This is a genomic window from Pseudoalteromonas sp. 2CM39R (assembly GCF_023161845.1).
The window spans coordinates 1-23,586 of the sequence record NZ_JALNTM010000045.1 but is presented as its reverse complement, the minus strand read 5'-3'; the positions used below and the strand labels follow the sequence as shown (position 1 = coordinate 23,586).

At 42.0% G+C, this 23,586-nt stretch carries 22 protein-coding genes and 1 pseudogene; 11 read left to right on the top strand and 12 right to left on the bottom strand.

Annotated elements, in window-relative coordinates:
- Positions 1 to 312 precede the first annotated feature (312 nt).
- On the bottom strand, positions 313 to 2,136 hold the full coding sequence (gene typA / locus MTF66_RS37745; RefSeq protein WP_248530290.1) for a translational GTPase TypA: 1,824 nt from the start codon (positions 2,134 to 2,136) through the stop codon (positions 313 to 315).
- Positions 2,137 to 2,644: 508 nt separating this feature from the next.
- On the opposite strand from typA, the gene glnA reads away from it, so the two are divergent.
- From glnA to MTF66_RS37720, 5 genes are all read left to right on the top strand, one after another.
- On the top strand, positions 2,645 to 4,051 hold the full coding sequence (glnA, locus tag MTF66_RS37740; protein WP_058583999.1) for a glutamate--ammonia ligase: 1,407 nt from the start codon (positions 2,645 to 2,647) through the stop codon (positions 4,049 to 4,051).
- A gap of 133 nt (positions 4,052 to 4,184) precedes the next feature.
- The gene (locus MTF66_RS37735; protein WP_248530289.1) at positions 4,185 to 4,706 is read left to right on the top strand and encodes a DUF4124 domain-containing protein; all 522 of its coding nucleotides are present in this window, start codon (positions 4,185 to 4,187) and stop codon (positions 4,704 to 4,706) included.
- A gap of 80 nt (positions 4,707 to 4,786) precedes the next feature.
- Positions 4,787 to 5,857, top strand: coding sequence for a nitrogen regulation protein NR(II) (gene glnL / locus MTF66_RS37730; protein WP_054563448.1), 1,071 nt, complete (start codon positions 4,787 to 4,789; stop codon positions 5,855 to 5,857).
- Between the two features lie 18 nt (positions 5,858 to 5,875).
- The gene (gene ntrC, locus MTF66_RS37725) at positions 5,876 to 7,261 is read left to right on the top strand and encodes a nitrogen regulation protein NR(I) (protein ID WP_055198930.1); all 1,386 of its coding nucleotides are present in this window, start codon (positions 5,876 to 5,878) and stop codon (positions 7,259 to 7,261) included.
- A 25-nt stretch (positions 7,262 to 7,286) separates the two neighbouring features.
- Positions 7,287 to 7,745: a Crp/Fnr family transcriptional regulator gene (locus MTF66_RS37720; RefSeq protein ID WP_248530288.1), complete on the top strand. Its 459-nt coding sequence runs from the start codon at positions 7,287 to 7,289 to the stop codon at positions 7,743 to 7,745.
- Here MTF66_RS37720 and MTF66_RS37715 read toward each other — a convergent pair.
- Together MTF66_RS37715 and MTF66_RS37710 are read right to left on the bottom strand one after the other, a co-directional pair.
- Positions 7,742 to 8,404 carry a hypothetical protein gene (locus MTF66_RS37715; RefSeq protein ID WP_058584002.1) on the bottom strand — a complete coding sequence of 221 codons (663 nt, stop codon included), beginning with the start codon at positions 8,402 to 8,404 and terminating at the stop codon, positions 7,742 to 7,744. The two genes, MTF66_RS37720 and MTF66_RS37715, sit on opposite strands and share 4 nt — an antisense overlap.
- Before the next feature lie 53 nt (positions 8,405 to 8,457).
- A complete protein-coding gene (locus MTF66_RS37710) occupies positions 8,458 to 8,745 on the bottom strand; it encodes a hypothetical protein (protein ID WP_055198928.1) in 288 nt (95 codons plus the stop codon).
- Positions 8,746 to 8,980: 235 nt separating this feature from the next.
- Here MTF66_RS37710 and MTF66_RS37705 point away from each other — a divergent pair, with 235 nt between their 5' ends.
- The 5 genes from MTF66_RS37705 (at position 8,981) to MTF66_RS37685 (ending at position 14,232) form a co-directional block, all read left to right on the top strand.
- Positions 8,981 to 9,355 carry an RNA-binding S4 domain-containing protein gene (locus MTF66_RS37705; RefSeq protein ID WP_054563502.1) on the top strand — a complete coding sequence of 125 codons (375 nt, stop codon included), beginning with the start codon at positions 8,981 to 8,983 and terminating at the stop codon, positions 9,353 to 9,355.
- 85 nt (positions 9,356 to 9,440) lie between these two features.
- Positions 9,441 to 9,860: a hypothetical protein gene (locus MTF66_RS37700; protein WP_054563443.1), complete on the top strand. Its 420-nt coding sequence runs from the start codon at positions 9,441 to 9,443 to the stop codon at positions 9,858 to 9,860.
- A 220-nt stretch (positions 9,861 to 10,080) separates the two neighbouring features.
- On the top strand, positions 10,081 to 12,831 hold the full coding sequence (gene acnA / locus MTF66_RS37695) for an aconitate hydratase AcnA (protein ID WP_055198926.1): 2,751 nt from the start codon (positions 10,081 to 10,083) through the stop codon (positions 12,829 to 12,831).
- Positions 12,832 to 13,017: 186 nt separating this feature from the next.
- Positions 13,018 to 13,905 carry a DUF4097 family beta strand repeat-containing protein gene (locus MTF66_RS37690; RefSeq protein ID WP_058584004.1) on the top strand — a complete coding sequence of 296 codons (888 nt, stop codon included), beginning with the start codon at positions 13,018 to 13,020 and terminating at the stop codon, positions 13,903 to 13,905.
- Between the two features lie 81 nt (positions 13,906 to 13,986).
- The gene (locus MTF66_RS37685) at positions 13,987 to 14,232 is read left to right on the top strand and encodes a hypothetical protein (protein ID WP_058584005.1); all 246 of its coding nucleotides are present in this window, start codon (positions 13,987 to 13,989) and stop codon (positions 14,230 to 14,232) included.
- Here the strand turns inward: MTF66_RS37685 and MTF66_RS37680 are convergent.
- From MTF66_RS37680 to MTF66_RS37655, 6 genes are all read right to left on the bottom strand, one after another.
- Complete coding sequence (locus MTF66_RS37680; protein WP_248530287.1) at positions 14,229 to 14,771, bottom strand: DUF4124 domain-containing protein; 543 nt, start codon at positions 14,769 to 14,771, stop codon at positions 14,229 to 14,231. The genes MTF66_RS37685 and MTF66_RS37680 overlap by 4 nt on opposite strands.
- Positions 14,772 to 14,783: 12 nt before the next feature.
- On the bottom strand, positions 14,784 to 15,185 hold the full coding sequence (locus tag MTF66_RS37675; RefSeq protein ID WP_248530286.1) for a transporter substrate-binding domain-containing protein: 402 nt from the start codon (positions 15,183 to 15,185) through the stop codon (positions 14,784 to 14,786).
- A complete protein-coding gene (locus MTF66_RS37670) occupies positions 15,154 to 15,513 on the bottom strand; it encodes a hypothetical protein (RefSeq protein WP_248530285.1) in 360 nt (119 codons plus the stop codon). The genes MTF66_RS37675 and MTF66_RS37670 overlap by 32 nt, the downstream gene beginning before the upstream one ends.
- 100 nt (positions 15,514 to 15,613) lie before the next feature.
- Complete coding sequence (locus MTF66_RS37665; RefSeq protein WP_248530284.1) at positions 15,614 to 16,354, bottom strand: phosphoadenylyl-sulfate reductase; 741 nt, start codon at positions 16,352 to 16,354, stop codon at positions 15,614 to 15,616.
- A 38-nt stretch (positions 16,355 to 16,392) separates the two neighbouring features.
- Entirely contained in the window at positions 16,393 to 18,090 is a 1,698-nt protein-coding gene (gene cysI, locus MTF66_RS37660; protein WP_058584009.1) for an assimilatory sulfite reductase (NADPH) hemoprotein subunit, read from the bottom strand.
- Between the two features lie 48 nt (positions 18,091 to 18,138).
- Positions 18,139 to 19,953, bottom strand: a complete 1,815-nt coding sequence (locus MTF66_RS37655) for an assimilatory sulfite reductase (NADPH) flavoprotein subunit (RefSeq protein WP_248530283.1) — start codon at positions 19,951 to 19,953, stop codon at positions 18,139 to 18,141.
- A 347-nt stretch (positions 19,954 to 20,300) separates the two neighbouring features.
- Between MTF66_RS37655 and MTF66_RS37650 the strand changes: the two genes are divergently transcribed.
- Positions 20,301 to 21,941 (top strand): endonuclease, encoded by a 1,641-nt coding sequence (locus tag MTF66_RS37650; protein WP_248530282.1) that lies wholly within the window; start codon positions 20,301 to 20,303, stop codon positions 21,939 to 21,941.
- Between the two features lie 60 nt (positions 21,942 to 22,001).
- On the opposite strand, the gene MTF66_RS37645 is transcribed toward MTF66_RS37650, so the two are convergent.
- The 3 genes and pseudogenes from MTF66_RS37645 to MTF66_RS37635 all read right to left on the bottom strand — a co-directional run.
- Positions 22,002 to 22,316 (bottom strand): hypothetical protein, encoded by a 315-nt coding sequence (locus MTF66_RS37645; protein WP_248530281.1) that lies wholly within the window; start codon positions 22,314 to 22,316, stop codon positions 22,002 to 22,004.
- 65 nt (positions 22,317 to 22,381) lie between these two features.
- The gene (locus MTF66_RS37640; protein WP_248530280.1) at positions 22,382 to 23,104 is read right to left on the bottom strand and encodes a hypothetical protein; all 723 of its coding nucleotides are present in this window, start codon (positions 23,102 to 23,104) and stop codon (positions 22,382 to 22,384) included.
- A gap of 398 nt (positions 23,105 to 23,502) precedes the next feature.
- Positions 23,503 to 23,586 (bottom strand): annotated as a pseudogene (locus tag MTF66_RS37635) (elongation factor Tu); the annotation flags it as partial.

Genomic DNA, 23,586 nt, shown 5'->3' with positions numbered 1-23,586 from the left:
TGGTTAGTGGTTAGTGGTTAGTGGTTAGTGGTTAGTGGTTAGTGGTTAGTGGTTAGTGGTTAGTGGTTAGTGGTTAGAACAAAGTAAAATACATTTCCTCAACAACAAGATTGTTTGTTTAATTACATAAAAAATAAAACCACCCTCTCGATCAACTGATATCTGACTTCTGAAATCTAACTTCTCGATTTTTTACGGCTAACGGCTAACGGCTAACGGCTAACGGCTAACGGCTAACGGCTAATCATACAACAAAAAACCGCCGTATTTTTCAATACGGCGGTTTTAATTTTGTAAAACTAAAAGACCTTATTAGTCTTTAGCTTGACGGCTCGCACGCTTACGCTCACTTTCAGTTAAGTGACGCTTACGAATACGGATGTTTTCAGGTGTCACTTCCACTAACTCGTCATCATCGATGAACTCAATCGCTTGTTCAAGCGTGTAGTTTAGTGGTGGAACAAGTGTTTGTGCTTCATCTGTACCAGATGCACGAACGTTTGTAAGTTGCTTACCTTTAAGCGCGTTTACTGTTAGGTCGTTGTCACGGCTGTGGATACCGATAACCATACCTTCGTAAACTTCAACACCGTGACCGATGAATAACTTACCGCGGTCTTGTAGGTTGAATAATGCGTTAGTAAGTGCTTTACCTGTTGCGTTAGCAATCATTACACCATTCTTACGAGCACCGATAGTACCGCCTTTATGTGGACCGTAGTGATCGAATGTGTGGTAAAGAAGACCAGAACCAGACGTTAATGTCATGAATTCAGTTTGGAAACCAATTAAGCCACGGCTTGGGATCATAAAGTCCATACGTACACGGCCTTTACCATCTGGAGACATGTCTGTTAGTTCACCCTTACGAAGACCAATTTGTTCCATGATAGAACCTTGGTGCTCTTCTTGACAGTCGATTGTAAGTGTTTCGTATGGCTCTTCTTTTTGGCCATCAACTTCACGAATAATTACTTCTGGGCGAGATACTGCAAGTTCGAAACCTTCACGACGCATATTCTCGATCAAGATACCTAAGTGTAACTCACCACGACCAGAAACACGGAAGCTATCTGGGTTATCAGTTTCTTCAACACGTAGTGCTACGTTGTGAACAAGTTCAGCTTGTAAACGCTCAAGGATGTTACGTGAAGTTACGAATTTACCTTCTTTACCAGCAAATGGTGATGTGTTTACAGAGAACGTCATTGTTACTGTAGGCTCATCAACACTTAGTGCTGGTAATGCTTCAACTGTATTTACATCACAGATAGTGTCTGAAATTTTCAGCTCACCAAGACCTGTGATAGCAATAATGTCACCAGCGCCAGCAGATGCTGCTTCATGACGGTCAAGGCCTAAATAGCTCATTACTTGGCCAACTTTACCGTTACGCTTAGTACCGTCTGCACTAACAACCGTTACTTGTTGGTTAGGCTTAACAGTACCACGCTTGATACGACCCACACCGATAACACCGATGTATGAGTTGTAGTCAAGCTGAGAAATTTGCATTTGGAAAGCACCTTCAGGATCTGCATCCGGTGGAGATACTTCGTCAACGATCATCTGGAACATTGGTTCCATGTTATCTGATGACTCGTCTAAATCCATTGTTGCCCAGCCGTTGATAGCTGATGCATAGATTACTTTAAAGTCTAACTGTTCGTCAGTTGCACCTAAGTTATCGAATAAGTCGAAAACTTGGTCCATAACCCAGTCAGGACGTGCACCTGGTTTGTCGATTTTGTTGATAACAACAATCGGCGTTAAACCTTGTGCGAATGCTTTTTGCGTTACGAAACGCGTTTGCGGCATTGGACCTTCTTGAGCATCAACAAGTAGTAATACTGAGTCAGCCATCGAAAGTACGCGTTCTACTTCACCACCGAAGTCGGCGTGTCCTGGGGTGTCTACGATATTGATATGGTAGTCGTTCCAAGAGATAGCTGTGTTTTTAGCTAAAATGGTAATACCACGCTCTTTCTCAATGTCGTTTGAGTCCATTACGCGCTCTTCGTTACCACCGCGCGTTTCTAATGTGCCTGATTGCTCAAGCAGTTTATCAACCAAAGTTGTTTTACCGTGGTCAACGTGGGCGATAATCGCTATATTTCTTAACTTTTCGATGCTCATATTTTTTCTCAGAGAAATTGAATCTCATTGATCCTGCAAGATCTACGCACTCACCTGCGTTTTCACCAGATGTCCCAGCATAGGATTTAAAAGGGCGCATATTATCCCTTAATAATGGCATGGATGAAAGTTTATCCAATATAAATTTATAAACTTTCTTCAGGCTTTTTCTAAGTATCTGTTTTATAAATGACAAATTTATGAAAATTAAAGTGAATCTGATCTCAAAACTGGCGAAATTTTAGTTTTTGAACCATATTTTGGCACTAAATCGTGTTTAAAACAGAAAAATTGGCACGCTCAATAATTGTGCAAAACAAGGTCGCACTTTTTACGCACCACAATGATCTTTTTACGCACCAACTTAGTGCGATAAAAGTTAACAAAACAAAGCCTTGTTTGTTTTTTGTAAGTCTAAACAAGGTGTTAAAGAAATGGCACGAAACCAGCTTATATAAGCGAAAAGCAATAATGCAGCAAAAAATAAAACCCAACAATTGGAGGACACATGTCACAATCGGTTTTAGATTTTATCAAAGAAAATGACGTTAAGTTCATTGATTTACGCTTTACTGATACCAAAGGTAAAGAACAGCATGTTTCTATTCCTCATCATCAAATTGATGAAGATTTTTTCGAAGACGGCAAAATGTTTGACGGTTCTTCAATTGCTGGCTGGAAAGGTATCAACGAATCAGACATGGTGCTTATGCCTGTTCCTGAGTCTGCGAAAATGGACCCGTTTTCTGAAGAAGCTACACTAATCGTACGTTGTGACGTAGTTGAGCCTTCAACACTTCAAGGTTATGAGCGTGATCCACGTTCTGTTGCAAAACGCGCTGAAGAGTACATGCGTTCTACTGGTATTGCTGACACTGTTTTATTCGGTCCAGAGCCAGAGTTCTTCCTTTTTGATGACGTTAAATACAAATCAGACATGTCTGGTTCTATGTACAAAATCGATTCTGTAGAAGCTGCTTGGAACTCAGATAAAGATTACGAAGGTGGCAACATGGGTCACCGTCCAGGTGTTAAAGGCGGTTACTTCCCGTGTTCTCCTGTTGATTCATCACAAGACTGGCGTTCAGCAACTTGTTTAGTTCTTGAAGAACTAGGTCAAGTAGTTGAAGCTCACCACCACGAAGTAGCAACTGCAGGTCAAAATGAGATCGCAACGCGCTTCAATACAATGGTATTAAAAGCTGACGAAATCCAAGAGATGAAATATGTTATCCATAACATGGCTCACCTTTACGGAAAAACAGCGACATTCATGCCTAAACCAATCGTAGGTGATAACGGTTCTGGTATGCACTGCCACCAATCTCTAGGTAAAGATGGCGTAAACATCTTCGCTGGTGACAAATACGCAGGTCTATCTGAAGAAGCTCTTTACTACATCGGTGGTATCATCAAGCACGCTAAAGCAATCAACGCATTTGCTAACGCATCAACTAACTCATACAAGCGCCTAGTACCAGGCTTCGAAGCACCAGTAATGCTTGCATATTCTGCACGTAACCGTTCTGCTTCAATCCGTATCCCAGTGGTACCGTCTGCAAAAGCACGTCGTATCGAAATTCGTTTCCCTGATCCAACAGCTAACCCATACTTAGCATTCTCTGCAATGCTTATGGCTGGCCTTGACGGTATCAAAAACAAGATTCACCCTGGCGATGCAATGGATAAAGACTTATACGATCTACCTGCTGAAGAAGCAGCTGAGATCCCACAAGTTGCATCTTCTTTACAAGAAGCACTTGCATCACTAGATGCTGACCGTGAGTTCTTAACTCAAGGTGGTGTATTCACTGATGACCTAATCGATGCATACATCGCGCTTAAAGGTCAAGAAGTTGAAAAACTTAACATGACAACTCACCCAGTTGAGTTCGAAATGTACTACAGCGTGTAACACACGCTGTACCAGAATTATCTGAAAGATAATAAATGTGTGTTCTCAAGCCCGCTCTGCGGGCTTTTTTAATGGTAATTGAGCGGGTTCTACTCTACAGTTTTATTTAGATTAAAAAATGCAGGGTTGCAGGGTGAAAAGCACAACTTTATTGGTACTATCGCTGATTTTTATAAGCTTTTTTGGCTATAGCGCAGCGCAGAAAGTGTATTCTTGGAAAGATAAAAACGGCGTTTTAGTATTTTCTGATACACCGCGCCCTGGCGCTACCGAAGTAAAGATGAATACCCAAAACCTGACCATGCCAGCTACCGACACCAGCATACTTGATAGCGCACCAAGTGCGACACCAGTCAAATTTAAAGTCAGTATTGCTTCTCCTGCTAATGAAGCGACCGTGCGAGAAAATACCGGTTCAGTGTATGTCACCGCCCGAATTAGTCCACGCTTTGAAAACGGATTTAAAGTACAACTTTTATTTGATGGTAATCCTCATGGTGCACCAAGTAATAGCACGACCTTTGCACTAAGAGAGGTCGAGCGTGGAGAACACACATTACAAGCTAAACTTTATGATGCTAATAATAAACTCGTTTCGGTTAGCCCAGTCAGCACCTTTTTCATGCACAGAACCTCAATTTATGGCGGAAACTAAGGTTTTTGGCATGACTTCTCGCAAAGTAAAAAGAGTATGCTAAGCTGCACTAAATTGAAACGCACTAAAATGGTGCAACCATGCTCAGTGAAACACATTTTAACTCTGAACTGCTCGACAGTATTTGGAAAAATTTAAGTACTGCTGTCATTTTACTCGACCGAGATTTTAAACTAGTTTATGCAAACGATAGCGCCAGTGAGCTTTTAGGTTTAGGGCCCAAGCGCATTATCAACCAACCGTTCGATAACCTATTCAATTACCACTCGATAGACTTAAAACGCATTGCTCAGTATTCGTTGTTCGATGGTGTTGATTGCCACCAGCATAGAGCTGACGTGGTGTTCGTCGATTCTCGCCATGCCAAGCTGACCATTAGCACGCGCCGAATAAGCAGCAATGATGAAAATTATATTTTGTTTGAATGCCGACAAATGGATGATGAAATTCGCCACGATCAAGCTTCGAACCAAATGCATCAGTATCAAGCAGCACGTAACCTAATTCGTGGTTTGGCACACGAAATTAAAAATCCTTTAGGTGGAATTCGCGGAGCGGCGCAATTATTGCAATATGAGGTTGATCAGCAAGAACGTGATCAATGTGCCGAATTAATCATTGAACAAGCAGACCGTTTACGCGAGCTTGTAGACCGCTTACTTGGTCCGAATCAATTGCCACATAAATCCTATGGCAACATTCACCAAGCGTTAGAGTCAGTGATTAAACTGAGCATGTTAGATAACAATGCCAATATCACTTTAGTGAAAGACTATGATCCAAGTATACCGAGTGTGTACATTGACCAAAGTAAAATTCAACAAGTGGTACTGAACATTATTCGTAATGCACAACAGGCACTGGTTGATGGTGGCGAGATAAGAATAAAAACCCGCATCAATCATCAACACAGGCGCCCAGGTAAGGCGCCGAAAAAAACCTTGCTGATCCAAATTTCGGATAACGGCCCAGGTATAGACAAGAGCTTACGTGAAACCTTGTTCTACCCAATGATCACCAACAAAGAAAATGGATCAGGGCTTGGTTTATCGATAGCGCAAACCTTGGTTGACCAACATGACGGCCACATTGATTGTGACAGTTGGCCAGGCCATACAGAATTTAATATCTATTTGCCTTTTACGGATTAATGGTTTTTTGGAGTAGTCATGAAAACAGTCTGGTTAGTTGATGATGATGCCTCAATTCGCTTTGTACTAGAGAAAGCGTTGGCACGTGCAGGATTTGAAACTGAAAGCTATGCGAACGCACAAGATGTGCTTAATGCATTAAAGTTTAGCCAGCCAACGGTATTAGTATCTGATGTACGAATGCCGGGTATGGACGGTATGGCGTTACTTGAAACTATTGCTGAGCAAAACCCAGGCCTGCCAGTGATCATCATGACTGCCCACTCAGACTTAGATTCGGCGGTAAATGCCTTCCAAAAAGGGGCATTTGAGTATCTCGCTAAACCGTTCGATTTAGATGAAGCTGTCGCGCTGGTCGAAAGCGCATGCCGTGCTAATTCAACGAAAAAAACTAAACGTAAGCAAGCACCACAAACCAATGCGCATATCATAGGCGAAGCGCCTGCTATGCAAGAGGTGTTTAGGGCAATTGGTAAATTATCAGCATCAAGTATGAGTGTGCTGATTAATGGTGAGTCAGGGACAGGTAAAGAGCTAGTTGCAAGCGCCCTGCATAACCACAGCCCTCGTAAAGAAAACCAATTTATAGCTTTGAATATGGCTGCCATTCCAAAAGAATTGGTCGAGTCAGAGTTATTCGGTCACGAAAAAGGCGCGTTCACTGGAGCCGACAGTATTCGTAAAGGCCGTTTTGAACAAGCGAATGGCGGCACCTTATTTTTAGATGAAATAGGTGATATGCCGCTCGATGTACAAACGCGTTTATTACGCGTGTTAGCCGATGGTGAGTTTTACCGTGTTGGTGGTCATCAAAGCATTAAAGTTGATGTACGTATTATCGCTGCAACGCACCAAAACCTCGAAGACTTGGTAAAACAAGGTAAGTTTCGTGACGACTTATTCCATCGCTTAAACGTGGTGCGTTTACGCTTACCCGCGCTACGTGAGCGTACTGAAGATATTGAACGACTAGCACAGCATTTTTTACATAAAAGTGCCAAAGAGCTGCAGGTTGAAAGTAAGATCTTAAGCCCTAAAGCTACTGAGCAACTGCGCCTATTCAATTGGCCAGGTAACGTGCGCCAATTAGAGAATACTTGCCGCTGGTTAACGGTTATGGCACCGGGTGAGCTGATCAGCGAGCAAGATTTACCACCAGAGATTGTTGCTGTTACACCGACTGAGCAAGAAGGTGATTGGCTGGATGCATTTCAACAATGGCTTAACCTTGAACTTAAACAAGGCAAAGAAAATATTTGGCCTGCCATTCAAGCACAACTCGAAACTCGTTTGATTAAAACCGCCCTTGCCAACTGTGCTGGCCACAAGCAAGAAGCCGCAGTGAAGATTGGTTGGGGCCGCAATACATTGACCCGCAAGCTAAAAGAGCGCAATATTAGCTAATTTCGCGCTATACCTATGTGAGTCAATGAAGTTAATCGAGCACATTCCACTAATTAAACAAATGGAAATTATTAACAGATTGTCGTTCTTTAGAGATTTTACTCTCAGTGAGCGACAAGTGTTATTAGAATCATTCAGTCATTTGTATTTGGTCAAACAAGGCCGTGCTGTTTTTAAACAATATGATGCTGATAAACGACTTTATATCGTGCTAAGCGGCTCACTGATGGTATTCAAACAAAGTCATTTACTCGAACTTGGCACCATTGAGCCCGGTGAATTTATCGGGGAAGGCGCATTTATCAATAACCGAGAGCACAGTACCAGTGCACGCGCTAGGGTCGATACCATTTTGTTAGCTATTTCCCCTGAAGCACTCACCCGCTTACCTAATGTAATCCGTGAAAAAATTAAAGATCGCATAATCGAAGGCATGAGTGAGCGTATTACTAAGCTTAGTAATTACCTCGAGTCGCGTAGCTAATCCATATACACAATTTGTAATGAGCAATTTAACCAACTTGGGCTATTAACACGTGCCGTGTAACGGTAAGTATCTGATGGTTTCATACCAAAAGGAGTACTCACTTCTGGCGTTAAATGGCTGTATGTTTGCGAATAATTTTTATAATAAATAACTAAGTAGCCATATAAATAATCCCAATCTAGGGAGACTTTTCTACCGCTTGTAAGGGTAAAGTGCGCCTGCTTATCATTAAACGTAACAGCAAGATCATTATACTTGTCTTCAACGCATCCAGTGGTGAGTACACGAGCCGGCATAGTAAAACTGGTGGTGGTATTTTTAGCTCTTAAGTAAAAGCCAATATTGCCATGATTGTAAAAGTGATTGGCATCTGTGGTGTATTTAATTTCAGCTTGATAACCCAGTCCCTGCATAATTTCAGCTAGTTGCTCGGCTTCATGAGTAAGAATTTTATCGCTCGATAGCATTAAGGTTGCATCAGTAAACTCTCTTGGCACAGGAAGCTGGGTATATTCATAGGGTAAGCTTTGTTTATTTAATGCTTGCTCTAATGATTGCAACTGCGACTGTTCAAGGTTTTCTGTGTATACGTAGACTGTAGCTTGCTGACAACCTGCCAAAATTAAAAATATGGCTGCTGAAATTATCCTTTTCATGTTCTTTCTCACTTTAGATTACAAATGTAGTCTAAAGTGAGAAAAACAATAAATCAACTAAGATGTTTTTTTAGCCAACTATTAACACTTTGACGGGTATATAGAATATCTTTAAATAAACGGTGAGTTTGATGCTGAAGCAGTTTTTCTTTATTTGTTTCACCTGAACTTAACTGGCTATGGTTATCATTAAAACGCGAAATTAACGCAAAACCTTGTTCTGACTTTTCAGGCTGAGACTTAATTGTTTGCGTTAACAAAGCTCGCACATCATCTGCAGCAAGCAATGACGAATCTTGCAAACCCATTAACTCTTTCCTTAGCGCTGATCTTACGCCCATTACAACTTCTCCTGAACGAATAAAAAATGAAACGGACATGCATTTAGCAATTTGTACACCAATTCCAAACGCGCGCAGTGTACCCAGTAAATACTGCAGTTTTTTTACTGTTTATAAAAATGTCAGATTATTTATTGCTGCAAATTTTAACCGCTTGAAGAGCTTAAAAATTTAATCTTGGTTCAATTGAGTGCTAGGCTTTATAATGGCTGCGATTGAATTAAGAGAGACCAACATGAACGAAGATTTCATCGAAATTGAACTAGAAGAAGAGCCAATAGAGTTATGCAACTTGCTAAAAGTGCTCGACCTAGTCGAAACAGGCGGCCAAGCAAAAGCCTTAATTGGTGAAGGTTATGTTGGAGTTAACTATGAAATTTGTACAATAAAACGGAAAAAATTATACAGTGGTGACGTGCTGGCTTTCGATGGTGAGTTGTTCCAACTGACACTAAGCGAAGATGCAACACCAAATCCTCGCCCACCGGAACCTGTACAAAAAGCACAACCACAAAGCGCTGAAGAAGCGCCAAAAAAATCGAAGCGCAAACGTACTAAAAAGCCAAAAGTAGACGAAAAAACCGGTCGCCGCCCTATCTCGTTTGGTTAACTAGAGTTTGGTTAACTAGAGCTTGCTTAGTTAGCATAAATCACCTTTAATTGAATGCGATTATAACAACAATAAAAGGTGATTTATGAATCCTCCAGCTTGGCTCAAGCCACTAGCTTGGGCAGCCCTTGTATGGAATCTTTTAGGTGTCATTGCGTTCGTAATGCAACTGTTGATCACACCCGAAATGATTAACCAACTCCCCGAAGCACAACAAGCCGCATACCGCGACATACCGCTCTGGTCAACGGCTGCCTTTGCGATTGCCGTGTTTGCAGCAAGCTTCGCGAGCATCTTATTACTGGCAAAAAAAGCCCTTGCGCGCGAGCTATTTTTAATCTCGTTTATCGCCGTATTAGTCCAGCAATATTATAATTTTGTGGTGATAGATAGCCTTGCTATGTTTGGTACTAGCGCATTAGCAATGCCACTGTGTGTTATCGTTATTGGTTTACTATTACTGTTTATTAGCCATAAAGGTAAACAACAAAACTGGCTTAACTAAAAACACTTATTTCTGAGGGTAGTTTAAAGTGACTACCCTTTTTATCTGCCTCTCTCCCTTGAAATAAATCACATCAGCAGCAACTATATTAGGTAGCATATTTTTTCATCAGCTAGATGAATTTCTCAGCTGGTATTAAGTTTGCAATAACACTGTGTCTATTTCGAAAAGGAAACAACAAAGCAAGCCAAATTGCTTGCTCAAACCACAGGGGCAAATAATGAATAACAGTTTTGATACCCAAAAGCAGCTTACGATTAATGGTGAGCAATATCATATTCACTCTTTACAAGGTTTAGGCGACAAAGCAAAACGTCTGCCATTCTCTCTAAAAATCTTACTTGAAAACCTGTTGCGCAATGAAGATGGCGTTAATATTAAAAAGCAAGATATCGATGCTTTACTAAACTGGGACCCTCAAGCGAAACCATCCGCAGAAGTAGCGTTTACGCCTGCTCGCGTTGTCATGCAAGATTTTACCGGCGTACCCGCCATTGTCGATTTAGCCGCGATGCGTGATGCCATGGAAAAACTTGGCGGCGACCCCGCAAAAATTAATCCGCTGTCGCCTGCTGAGCTTGTTATTGACCACTCAGTACAAGTTGACGGCTACGGTGAAGATGGCTCATTCGACTTAAATGCGAAACTTGAATATGAGCGTAACAAAGAGCGTTACGAATTTTTACGCTGGGGGCAAACTGCCTTCGATAACTTGAAAGTCGTGCCACCAGCAACCGGTATCGTACACCAAGTTAACTTAGAATATTTAGCCCGCGTGGTATTTAACGATAGTAAAAATGGTAAATCACTCGCCTACCCAGATACCCTAGTCGGAACCGATTCGCACACCACCATGATCAATGGTCTTGGGGTATTAGGCTGGGGTGTGGGTGGTATTGAAGCCGAAGCCGCAATGCTTGGTCAACCAATCAGCTTACTTATTCCACAGGTCGTTGGCTTTAAGCTCAATGGTCGCCTGCCAGAAGGCACAACTGCAACAGACCTTGTGCTAACCGTAACAGAAATGCTGCGTAACCATGGCGTGGTGGGTAAATTTGTTGAGTTTTATGGTGATGGTCTAGCTGATTTACCACTTGCAGACCGAGCAACTATCGCAAACATGGCGCCTGAGTATGGTGCAACCTGCGGTATTTTCCCAATTGATGATGAAACCATTAACTACCTACGTTTAACTAACCGCGATGACAAGCAACTTAAACTCATCGAGGACTATGCAAAGCACCAAGGTTTATGGCGTAACCCTGGCGATGAAGCTCATTATACCGACACACTAGAGCTATCACTTGATGATGTTGTGCCAAGCCTTGCTGGTCCTAAGCGCCCGCAAGATAGAATCGCCCTTGATAAAGCAGGTAGCATTATTGGTGAGCACTTAAAAGGCTTTCAAGAAGAACGTATGCAACATCGCGATAAAAGCGATGTTCAAGAGGCACGCATTGAAGATGAAGGCCCAACCACTAACCCTGATGAGCCAGTGAACGAAGCTCAGTTTATGGGCGCAGCTAAGGTTAATTTTAAAGGCGAAGAGTTTGAGCTTAATGATGGCGCTTGTGTCATTGCTGCAATTACAAGTTGTACAAACACGTCAAACCCAAGTGTTATTTTAGCTGCTGGCCTAGTGGCTAAAAAAGCCAAGCAACTGGGCTTAAAGGTTAAACCATGGGTTAAAACCTCACTTGCTCCTGGCTCACAAGTGGTGACTGATTACTTGAAAAAAGCCGACTTAATGGATGATTTAGATGCGTTAGGCTTTAACCTTGTCGGTTATGGTTGTACAACCTGTATCGGTAACTCAGGCCCACTAGCTGATGAAATCACCGATGCAATTCAAAAGCATAAACTGGTTGTAAGCTCTATTTTATCGGGTAACCGTAACTTTGAAGGTCGTATTCACCAAGATGTGAAAATGAACTTCTTAGCGTCACCACCTCTTGTGGTTGCATACGCAATTGCGGGTCGTACAGATATAGACGTTTATAACGAGCCGCTTGCGCAAGACCCTAATGGTAATGACATTTATCTAAAAAATATCTGGCCAAGTGTTAGTGAAGTGAACGAACTCGTCCGCGAAACTGTAACCAAAGAAATGTTCGCATCAAGCTATGGCAACGTATATCAAGGTGATGATCGTTGGCAGAAAATTCAAATTCCTGATGGCAAACTTTATGATTGGGATGATGCGTCAACCTACATCAAAAAAGCGCCATTCTTTGATGGTATGGAAATTGAACCTCCTGGCATTCCTAGCATTAGTGGTGCGCGCTGTTTAGCAAAATTAGGTGACTCAGTTACCACTGACCACATCTCGCCAGCAGGTGCGATTAAAGCGGATGCGCCAGCAGGTCTTTACTTGCAAGAGCACGGTGTACAAAAAGCACAATTTAACTCGTACGGTTCGCGCCGTGGTAACCACGAAGTAATGATGCGCGGTACCTTTGCTAATGTGCGTTTACGTAATCTATTAGCACCAGGTACCGAAGGCGGTGTAACTCGTATGCAACCAAGCGATGAGCTTGCCAGTATTTATGATGCAGCGATGCAATATCAGCAAGATGGCACGCCACTGATCATTTTAGCGGGCGCCGAATATGGCACAGGCTCATCACGCGACTGGGCTGCTAAAGGTTCACTTCTGCTTGGTGTTAAAGCCGTTATTGCACAAAGCTATGAGCGTATTCACCGCTCAAACCTGATTGGTATGGGTGTTTTACCCCTACAATTTAAAGAAGGTGAAAGCTATGAGTCACTGGGTCTAACGGGTCAAGAATCATTCGACTTTGAAGGCTTATATGACAAAACCAATGAAGTCAGTGTGATTGCCACTAACAGTGAAGGCAAACAAATTAGCTTTAGTGTTGATGTACGTATAGATACCCCGAAAGAGTGGGATTACTACAAACACGGCGGTATTTTACAGTATGTACTGCGTAATATGCTGGCTGAGCAATAACTGCTTTTAAGTTAACTAAGGGGCTGAATTTTCAGCCCCTTTTTTGTTTAAATCACCAATTAATTGCAATTTAGACCAACACACTTACTTACAATAATTAAAAGCACATAAAAATCAGCATGTTAAAATTGGACCATAGTTTGCAAATGCTAACCAGATAAAAATCACAATAATTTTGGAATCCTTATGACTATTGCATCATTCAAACGCGCAATTTGCGCAACGGCCATCTCATCAAGTTTATTATTAACGGGCTGTGTTATTCATGTCTCTCCGGGTCAAATCGCAGAACAAAAACAACAAGACTTAAGCGTGTCGGCTGTCAATTTAAACGAGCTAAAAATTGATGCCGAAGCAGGTTCACTGATCATCAAAGGCGACAGCAACGCCACGGCTATCACAGTGAATGCTAATATCTATGCGGCTAAAGGCGATGAGACCTATACATTAACCCTCGAAAAGCACGGCGACACCGCAGAGCTTATCAGTAAGCTCAATAATGGTAACTTTTCGTTTTACAGTGGCTCATCACCTCATATTGATTTAATTGTCTCTGTGCCTAGCAACCTTAACCTAGATATCGATGATGACTCAGGTGATATCGTGATACGTGCTATGCAAAACGATATCAGCATTGATGATGACTCAGGATCAATTGTGATCGAAGGTGGTCGCACAATTAATATTGATGATGACTCGGGCGATATTCGCATTAGCAATGTCAGCGGCAATATCAGCATTGAAGACGATTCTGGCTCAATTATGATAGACCAAGGCCAAGGGCGTATTGATATTGAAGATGACTCTGGTGATATCCAAATAGAGAACAGCCAAGGACCTGCGCGTATTATTGACGAATCAGGTAGTATCAGCGTTAAAACATTGGCTGGTGCGCTTACTATTGAAGATGGCTCTGGCGATATCGATGTAAGACAAATCAAAGGGCTAGTTACCATTACCGATGGCTCTGGCAGTATTTATGTAGATGACACACTCGGCCTGACAATCATCGAAGCGGGTTCAGGTGATTTAAGCATCGATAACATCAACGGCCCAGTAAAATTGGATAGATAATCAACAATTGCTTGATTTAGAACAATCCCATTAATTACAACAGCACCTACACTTTAATTAAGGCTAAAGTGAGGTGCTTGTATGACTGAACAAACCATCATTCGAATCTTAAAAACCTTTATTATTTTAGGTATTTGCCTAATTATATTGGGGCACTCTTTATTAGCCGGTAATTACTTAAGTGATAGCATGGGTATACATGGCATAATGATCAGCGCAGCGTGTATTGCCGTTGGTGTGCTATTCTCTTTGCCTACCAAAATTTATCTCACTATTTTACTGATGAAAATGGAAAGCGATCTAAAAGCACATAACAAACAGAGCTAATTTCCACCTTGCTCTTTGAGCTGCTGTTCAAGTTGCTTGTTACGTTTCTCCATAAGCTGTTTTACTTGCTCAGCGTCTTGCATCATCTTTTGTACATTTTTAGGGTCGTATACGCCAAGCGCTGAAGGTGCTTCGTTAGCTTTAACGGTTGCTGGTTGCTTCTCATCTGCCTGAAAAGTCTCTGCAGGTAGCACTGTTATGTCGTTCGGATCTAAACTTACCGGGGTACTAACGTAATTAGGGTGAGGTGTATCAGCATAGTGCCACTGACCATGTTCATCTTGCCATTTATAAACAACAACAGGTGTATTAACGTCTTTGCTAAAACTCAATTTCTCAGTAAGCTTTTTTGCTTGGCTGGTAAGTGTATCGGCACTTTGCGAAGCAAAATCACTCACATCACCACTAACTTTTTCTGAGTAACGCTCGAACATGCTCAGTTCTAAGTAAGGTTTACCGTCTGGCTTTTTAATATAAAACAGCAGCGCGACACTGGTTAGTAGCAGCATAACGGCAAGGTAACAAAAACGCTTAATCATTCGATTTACCGATTATTGGTAGTTACTCTCAATCTTAGCAAATTCACCGGATGATTTAAGATTTTTCATAAATTCATTAAATTGCTCGCTCATACGCTTACCTTTTTCATTGTAAGCAAACTGTAATTGCATCGACGCCTTACCAACACTGTAATCACTCACCGTGAATTTTTTAAAAGCATTATTTTTTGAGGCATACCACTGCAATGTGTTTTTTGCGATCACAGCAACACGTTGATTTTGCTGCATGTCGACTAAAGCATTAAGCATATCTAGTTCTGAGTAAAAGTCCTCACGGTGCAATTTTCCAGATGCAAACAACGCTTCAAATTGTGGGTAGGTATAGCCAAAGCGGGCCATCAACACATAGCCACCTAGCTCATCAATAGCTGGAATATGACAACCACTCGGCATAACTAAAAATATCTTCAACAACGGCTATGCTATCACTCCAATAGTATTGATTACCTCCGCGATACCATTGCTCAGACTCTAAGCGCACATCAACTTTGCCTTCATCAAGTAAATGCTGTGAACGTACTTCAGGTACCAGCATGTATTGAATATCATGATTATATTTCTCAGTAAAACGAATTAATAACTCATCAACAAGCCCTTTATGACCACTGTCAGCAAAATGATAAGGAGGATAATCTGTGTCATAAAGCGCAACTCTCAAAGTTTCTGCTCGCACTAAAGGCACAATTAAAAACAACAATAAAAAAACAACAGCACGACTCATAATTTTCTCTCATAGAATTAAGCCTGAGATTGTATATAAATAGCACAAAAAAAGCGCAACCTAGGTTGCGCTTTACGAAAATTCTGATAGGAATTTAGGATTAGATACCATCACCATCAATATGTAAGCCACATTCACGGTTTAAACCAAAGAAACGCGTCTCTTCTTCTGTCATACCTGGTTCAAGTTTACGCGTGGTGTGTACATCACCCATAGACACATAACCTTGTTCCCAAAGTGGGTGATACGGTAAATCATGCTTAGTTAGATACTGATAAATATCGCGGTTGTTCCACTCAATAAGTGGGTAGACTTTCACAGTACCACGGCTGATTTCAACAATTTGCTTGTCAGCACGGCTTGATGATTGGTCACGACGTAAACCACTAAACCAGGTGCCTGCTTGCAACTCGTTTAATGCGCGGCTCATAGGCTCAACTTTATTCAGTTGATTATACTGCTTAATACCGGCTTCACCTTGCTCCCAAAGTTTACCAAACTTCGCTTCTTGCCACGCGGGGCTAAGCTCAGCTTTATAAACTTTAAGATTAAGCGAAAGTCGCTCCGTCATTTGCTCGATGAACTGATAGGTTTCAGGGAACAAATAACCAGTGTCAGTCAGTACTACAGGAATATCTGGCTGCTGCGATGTTACTAAGTGCAACATCACCGCCGCTTGAATACCAAAGCTCGACGACAAAAAGTGTGTGCTTGGTAAGTTTTCAAGTGCCCATGCAACACGCTCTTCTGCGCTTTTATCAGCCAAAAGACCATTAATATCAGCCAGCATGGCTGTTTGGTCTTCTTTGCTCATCGTTAAGATATTTTTAAATTCACTCATGGTTAATTCCAAACCTTAAAGCGGTATCGCTTATAAAATTATGCGTGAAAATCGGTTACTGAAACTTTTACTTCAGCAACAATGCCTTTGCGAATTACAAAATCACCAAAACACTCGCCTTCATTACGCTCACTTGCCCATTGGCCAATTAGCTTATCAAATGCTTCTAGGTATACGTCTTCGCCGACATTTTCTAAATACAATTTTGGAATACGCGTGCCTTCGCGGTTACCGCCTAAGTACACGTTGTATTTACCCGGACCTTTACCAACAAGACCCGCTTCTGCCAACATGGCGCGGCCACAGCCATTCGGACAACCCACAACACGCATAATAATGTTGTCATCGCTGATACCGTGCTTAGCTAATAACGCTTCAGTTTTCTCAATTAAGCTTGGTAAATAGCGCTCTGCTTCAGCCATCGCTAACGGACACGTTGGTAATGCCACACACGCCATTGAGTTTTTACGCTGCTCTGTATGGCTGTCATCAATTAAGCCATGGTTGCGAGCAATTTCTTCGATTACCGCTTTTTGATCAGCCGGAACACCTGCAATGATTAAGTTTTGGTTTGCTGTCATACGGAAATCACCTTGGTGAATTTCAGCAATTTTACGACAGCCTGTTTTAAGAGGTTGATTTGGGTAATCTAAAATACGGCCACTTTGAATAAACAGCGTTAAGTGGTGCTTACCGTCAATACCTTCAACCCAACCGATGCGGTCACCACGGTGAGTGAACTCATACGGGCGGCTCTGCTGAAATTGAACACCGGCACGTTTTTCAACTTCTGCTTTAAATACATCAGAACCTACACGGTCTAATGTGTACTTAGTTTTCGCATTTTTACGATTAGAGCGGTTACCCCAATCACGCTGTACAGACACCACGTGCTCAGCAATTTTTAACGTATGCTCAAGTGGAATAAAACCAAAGTCATCTGCTTTACGCGGATACGTTGCTGTATCACCGTGAGTCATCGCAAGACCACCACCCACTAACACGTTAAAGCCAACTAACTTGCCGTTTTCTGCAATTGCCACGAAGTTTAAGTCGTTCGCATGCACATCCACTTCATTGTTTGGTGGAATTGTTACTGTGGTTTTAAACTTACGCGGTAAGTAAGTTGAACCTAAGATTGGCTCTTCAGTGGTTTCACTCTTTTCGCCATTTAGCCAAATTTCAGCGTATGCTTTAGTTTTTGGTAATAGGTGCTCAGAGATCTTCGCAGCCCACTCGTAAGCTTCTTGGTGAAGCTCAGACTCAACTGGGTTAGTTGTACATAATACGTTTCGGTTTACGTCGCCCGCCGTTGCGATTGAGTCAATACCCACGCTATTAAGCATTTGGTGCATGCCTTTAATGTTTGGCTTAAGCACACCATGGAACTGGAACGTTTGACGCGTGGTTAAACGAATACTGCCATAGCTGGTTTTCTCTTCAGCAAACTTATCAATTGCTAACCATTGCTCTGGCTTGATGATACCGCCAGGCATACGAGCACGTAACATAACGTTATGTAACGGCTCTAGTTTTTGTTTAGCGCGCTCAGGGCGAATATCACGGTCATCTTGCTGGTACATGCCGTGGAAACGGATCAGTTGGAAGTTATCAGCAGTGAAACCACCGGTGATCTCGTCTTTTAAATCTTGCTCAATTGTGCCACGTAAAAAGTTACTTTCTCTTTTCAAACGCTCGTTATCAGAAAGCTTTACGTTTTTGTCTTGTTCGCTCATGGTATTTCCTAAATTTGTTACAGTGACGGCTGTTAGCTTTAAACGTGATTAGTACACGTCTTTCTGATAGCGGTTTGCGCTACGTAAATCTTTTAAATATTGCTCAGCTTGTTCATCATCTTTGCCGCTATTTTCTTTGATAATGTCTACAAGCGCCTGATGAACATCTTTCGCCATGCGGTTTGCGTCACCACAGATATACAAATGAGCACCCGCTTCTAACCAAGCAAATACTTCTTGGCTGTTTTTGCGAAGTTTGTCTTGAACATAAACTTTTTCAGCTTGATCACGGCTAAACGCCACATCAACTTTAGTCAGTAAACCTGACTTCAAGTAACCTTGAATTTCTACTTGGTATAAGAAGTCTTGAGTAAAGTGTGGGTTACCAAAGAATAACCAGTTTTTACCGCTTGCTTCACGGGCATCACGCTCTTGTAAAAACGCACGGAATGGGGCAATACCCGTACCCGGACCTACCATGATAATTGGCGTTTCATCATTAGCCGGTAAACGGAAGTTATCGTTATGCTCGCTGAATACTTTTACTTTACAGCCTTCTTCAGCACGACGTGCTAAATAGCCAGAACAACCACCTAAATGCTCGCTACCGAATGCATCAAACTCAACCAGACCCACAGTTAAGTGAACTTCTTCTTCAACTTCAGCTTGGCTAGATGCAATCGAATATAAACGTGCTTGTAGTTTACGTAAGCAGTCTACTAAGGTTTGTGCTTCTAGTTGAGCTGGGCTTTGACGAATAATATCGAAGATTTGGCGAGGTTCGATGTACTCACGCATTGCCGCTTTATCTTCAACTAACTTTAATAATTCAGGATTGCCCGTTGCTGTTGCGTATTTTTCAACAAAGCCTGGGTATGACTGAGTTAATTCTAATTTTTCGATTAATGCATCACGAACACTTAGTTCTTCGTCGCCAAGTTTAACCGTGCTAGATGCATCGATTTGTGTAAGCGTAAGTACTTCATCAACAAGCGCTTCGTCATTTAAGAAGTAAACGCCTAGCGAATCACCCGGTGTATAGGTGATGTCTGAACCTTCTAATGAGATTTCTACATGACGCACGTCTTTGGTTGAATCACGGCCCGTAATTTTTTGCACAACACTTAGCTCTGCAGCAAATGGGTTTTGCTTGGTGTATTGGCTTGCTGCTGGTGCCGCTGCACCAAATGGCATAGCCACAACTTGACCACCACTTGCTTGCTGCTGCGCTTTAAGAGCAGGTTCAAACGCATCAAGTGCACCATCAATCCACTTAGCTGCTTCATCATCGTAATCAACGTCTAAGTCAGCACGCTGGAAAATAGTTTCTGCGCCAAGCTTGTTAAAACGTTCTTCAAAATCTTTTGCTGTTTGGCAGAAGAACTCGTAGCTTGAATCACCTAAGCCGATCACAGCCACTTTAACACCATCTAGTTTTGGTGCTTTTTTAGTTGTTAAAAACTCATGCAGGCTTTCAGCGTCTTCTGGTGGCTCGCCCTCACCGTAAGTTGAAACAACAACCGTGATGAATTTTTCTTTTTTCAGGGCAGTTGGTTTGTAGTCAGCCATGTTTACTAGCTTAACAGTTAGACCGCGCGACTCAGCCTGCTCTTTTAACTTGCTCGCCACGCCTTTTGCGTTACCCGTTTGCGAGCCATATAAAATAGTTAGCGGTGCCGCATCACCTGCAGCTGGAGTGGCAGCAACACCACCGGTTAATGCACCTGCGTTGGCATTCGCAGCTAAGTAACCACTTACCCACGCTTGCTGAATTGGATTAAGTTCAGCCACTAAGCCTTGCAGCTTCTGTACTTGCTCTTGCGATAGCGGGCTCGCCGCTGCATTTAGTTGACTTAACAACATGAATTTATTCCTCGTAACCCTGAAAAGTTAACTGCGAAACGAACTTGCTACTGTCATTTCGCGAACAATTTTTTCGACTTTAAAGACTCAATAGAAATGCTTTAAAGGTTTATCTGAGCGTGAAGAATAACGAGGTCTGAGGCGATTAAAAAAGAATAGAATCTGCTTTGATATTCCATTTAGTTATTAATTTAGTATTTATCCAAAAAAAACATGTTAAAAGCAAAAATTCCCAAATAAGAAACTTTTATTAATTAACATTATTGCAACATAAGCCAATTAGCCTATACTCGCTGTGTTCATTTTGAGAACAGCAAAAACTATTAAAATATAAAAAGGAAAATACAATGTCACACGGGACATGTAAAAAATATATGCTAGCCAGTAGCTTACTTTGTTTAGCAAGTTCAGCATTGGCAAATGTTAGTAACGCCGACTTCGAAAGCTGGTCAGCAAATACCCCTGCAAGCTGGAGCACTATTGATAGCGGTATTAGTCTTAGCGCTAATACTAATGTAGTTTACTCAGGTAATTACTCAGCACAAGTCGTGGTTAATACTGGCTCGCAAAGTAATACCGATTTACAACAATTAGTAGAGGTAGTGGCGGGTGAAAGTTATGAGTTTTCTGCTTGGGTTTACCATACAGAAGGCGGCGTAAAAGCTCGCTTAGTAGTTGATGGCTATCAAGGCTATTCTAACTCAGCATTAACTAATCAATGGCAACAAATCAGTTATCAGTACACAGCCCCTGATACTACATCAATTAATGTTGGCCTGCGCTTTTACGACGTAACTGGTTTTGATGGCAGCGAAGTCGTTTATGTAGATAACTTTGCACCAAACACAGGCTCAACCCCACCACCTACGGGCAGCTGCGCCGATAACCAAGTATCTTTTACCCTCACTACCGATAACTATGGGGAAGAAACCAGCTGGCAAATAACCAATAGCCAAGGTAGTGCAGTAGCATCAGGCGGCAGCTACGCAGCAAATACTCAGTACAGTGAGCAAGCATGTTTAACTGATGGTGACTATACCTTTACTATTTTTGATAGCTATGGTGATGGCATATGCTGCTCTTACGGTAACGGTAGCTATAACCTTTCATTCGGTCAAACAGTACTCGCCAGTGGTGCAAGCTTCCAAAACTCAGAAGCTACGCCGTTTAGTTTAGGTGATAGCTCAGGTGGCGGTGACGGGGGTGGTACAACACCAACAGAGCCAACGGGGTACTATGTTACAACGCAAGGCCTTAGTGGTTATGCACTGAAAACAGAACTATACAACATTATCAAAGGTCACAACTCGCAGGGCTATTCAGCTATTTGGAGTTTTTACGATATTGCTTCACGCGATAAGTATTTTGAAAACGACAACTCTATTTTAGACCGTTATTCAGAAAACCCCGCAGGCCAAGACAGCTACAACTATGTTGCTGTAAGCGACCAATGTGGTACATACAACAGCGAAGCTGATTGCTACAACCGTGAGCATTCTTTCCCGAAAAGTTGGTTTGGTGGTAAGGTTGAGCCAATGAATTCAGACGTACATCACATTTTTGCCACTGATGGTTATGTGAATTCAAAACGCAGTAACTACCCATTTGGTGAAGTAGCTAGTGCAAGCTATACCTCTAGTAACGGCAGCAAAGTAGGCAGCGCTGCCAGCTCATTAAATTACTCAGGAACGGTTTTTGAACCTATTGATGAATTTAAAGGTGACTTTGCAAGAGCCTATTTCTATATGGCAACACGCTATGAAAACGTGATTGGCTCATGGCAAAACAACACAACCTACAGTAATGCTGTACTGAATGGTTCATCTGATCAGGTTTTTGAGAGCTGGGTTGTTGCTATGTTATTAAAGTGGCATAACGAGGATCCTGTTAGCCAATTAGAGCTTGACCGTAACCAAGCAGCTTATGAACATCAAGGTAACCGCAACCCATTTGTGGATCACCCAGAATTTGTAGAAATGATTTGGTAACTTCGTTAAGCCAAGGCACTTAGTTTCGGCTAAGTGCCTTTTTATACGGTAAAGCATGACTTAAGCCCCATTAGGGTTTAACTGCTCGACAAGACGAATGTCATGTAACAAATGGTTATGCCTTACCGACAAAGTATTTTCTTCTGTTGGCTTTATTTTATAACCGAGCTGCTGTAAAACCAGCGTAAATAGGGCGGCATGTTGATAACTAAGAGGTTGTCCGCTTAATTCAAATTCTTCGATTACGCTATTTGCATAAGTAGAACTATTTTGTAATGACTGCCAAATGCGTGTTTGTACTTGAGAAACCTGTATCACTGACGTGTGATAGCAATTGATCTGCAGGCTTAATAAATAGTTTTCTAGTGAGTTCATAGCGATATCCATTACAAAAAACGCTACTTTAAAAGCTCAAGTTAAGTTGAGGTAAAGTGTTTTTATTACTTTTTACCCCACTTATTCATTATATCTTTAAATAGCTTTGCTTCTTTATCTTCACAGGGTCTTGGGGATCCGCTTGGCACTCCAGATTTACCAAACACCGAATTAAAATCTATGCCATAACACATGCCATTTAGCACCTCGATACGCTTGCTGCCATCGCCATTTTGCCAAACGACAGTTGCTTTATCAGAGACGGTTAATTGCGCAGGCACTGTAACCCTGCCTGCTGGCGAATTATCATTCACGTCTTCAACCTGCCCAAATAACGAAGCACTTGAAGAGCCATTTTCAAAATTAAGCTGTGGGATTGGCGCATAAGGGTTGAGCTTTTTAAATGGTACTGCGGTGGTTTTTGAATTCTCAAGTGCCTGATTAGGCTTTACAACCTCAGAGGTAGCTTTTTTTGGTTCATCTATTGTGGAATTAACTGTATTAGTATCACTTATCTGCCCAGAGCTACTCTGCGAAGTTTCTTCGTTTTTTGGCAAAGAATTAACCTCATCAGGCATTCCTTCTGTTTGCTCAGGTGAAGGTTTTTCTTGGATTTTCTGCAAGCTAGGTAACGAAGTTAAATCAACACTCACATACGCGTTGATTACTTTTGGCGGTTCAGCGACTGCGGGGAGTTTCAAAGACTTTCCATATCGAGCAAATAACAGCAACAAAACAGCATGTAACGAAATTGAGATGATCCATGCTTTGTAATTCCCTTTTAACACCCAAGCGCCTCGTTTTATTTTTAAGAGTGCTAAATGAGTGAATTAGTTCATAGGAAAGTTGCGAGTTAGCGAGTTAGCGAGTTGCGAGTTAGCGAGTTGCGAGTTGCGAGTTGCGAGTTGCGAGTTGCGAGTTGCGAGTTGCGAGTTGCGAGTTGCGAGTTGCGAGTTAGCAAGAGTAAAGTTTAAAGAATCTAGGTCAAACCTAATTGTAAGAATGGTTCTAATTCGGCACTAAAGTGCCTCCTACGGGATTTCATTGCTTGAGTAGGCACTGCACTAAACAACCCCACCGTTCTGATCTGACGTCTGAAAGCTGGCAGCTGATAGCTTTTCTACAGACATTAAAAAAGGCCGCCTAAGCGACCTTTTTATAAGCTGTGGAGCTCTATCTGTTGATATTACTCTACGATAGTTGCAACAACACCAGCACCAACTGTACGGCCACCTTCACGGATAGCGAAGCGTAAACCTTCGTCCATCGC

Coding starts and splice junctions, on each gene's coding strand:
- MTF66_RS37645 (WP_248530281.1), bottom strand. CDS start 22,316: ATGAACTCACTAGAAAACTATTTATTAAGCCTGCAGATCAATTGCTAT.
- cysI (WP_058584009.1), bottom strand. CDS start 18,090: ATGAGCGAACAAGACAAAAACGTAAAGCTTTCTGATAACGAGCGTTTG.
- glnL (WP_054563448.1), top strand. CDS start 4,787: ATGCTCAGTGAAACACATTTTAACTCTGAACTGCTCGACAGTATTTGG.
- MTF66_RS37650 (WP_248530282.1), top strand. CDS start 20,301: ATGTCACACGGGACATGTAAAAAATATATGCTAGCCAGTAGCTTACTT.
- acnA (WP_055198926.1), top strand. CDS start 10,081: ATGAATAACAGTTTTGATACCCAAAAGCAGCTTACGATTAATGGTGAG.
- glnA (WP_058583999.1), top strand. CDS start 2,645: ATGTCACAATCGGTTTTAGATTTTATCAAAGAAAATGACGTTAAGTTC.
- ntrC (WP_055198930.1), top strand. CDS start 5,876: ATGAAAACAGTCTGGTTAGTTGATGATGATGCCTCAATTCGCTTTGTA.
- MTF66_RS37700 (WP_054563443.1), top strand. CDS start 9,441: ATGAATCCTCCAGCTTGGCTCAAGCCACTAGCTTGGGCAGCCCTTGTA.
- MTF66_RS37680 (WP_248530287.1), bottom strand. CDS start 14,771: ATGATTAAGCGTTTTTGTTACCTTGCCGTTATGCTGCTACTAACCAGT.
- MTF66_RS37710 (WP_055198928.1), bottom strand. CDS start 8,745: ATGGGCGTAAGATCAGCGCTAAGGAAAGAGTTAATGGGTTTGCAAGAT.
- MTF66_RS37715 (WP_058584002.1), bottom strand. CDS start 8,404: ATGAAAAGGATAATTTCAGCAGCCATATTTTTAATTTTGGCAGGTTGT.
- MTF66_RS37690 (WP_058584004.1), top strand. CDS start 13,018: ATGACTATTGCATCATTCAAACGCGCAATTTGCGCAACGGCCATCTCA.
- typA (WP_248530290.1), bottom strand. CDS start 2,136: ATGAGCATCGAAAAGTTAAGAAATATAGCGATTATCGCCCACGTTGAC.
- MTF66_RS37665 (WP_248530284.1), bottom strand. CDS start 16,354: ATGAGTGAATTTAAAAATATCTTAACGATGAGCAAAGAAGACCAAACA.
- MTF66_RS37720 (WP_248530288.1), top strand. CDS start 7,287: ATGAAGTTAATCGAGCACATTCCACTAATTAAACAAATGGAAATTATT.
- MTF66_RS37675 (WP_248530286.1), bottom strand. CDS start 15,185: ATGCCGAGTGGTTGTCATATTCCAGCTATTGATGAGCTAGGTGGCTAT.
- MTF66_RS37685 (WP_058584005.1), top strand. CDS start 13,987: ATGACTGAACAAACCATCATTCGAATCTTAAAAACCTTTATTATTTTA.
- MTF66_RS37655 (WP_248530283.1), bottom strand. CDS start 19,953: ATGTTGTTAAGTCAACTAAATGCAGCGGCGAGCCCGCTATCGCAAGAG.
- MTF66_RS37670 (WP_248530285.1), bottom strand. CDS start 15,513: ATGAGTCGTGCTGTTGTTTTTTTATTGTTGTTTTTAATTGTGCCTTTA.
- MTF66_RS37705 (WP_054563502.1), top strand. CDS start 8,981: ATGAACGAAGATTTCATCGAAATTGAACTAGAAGAAGAGCCAATAGAG.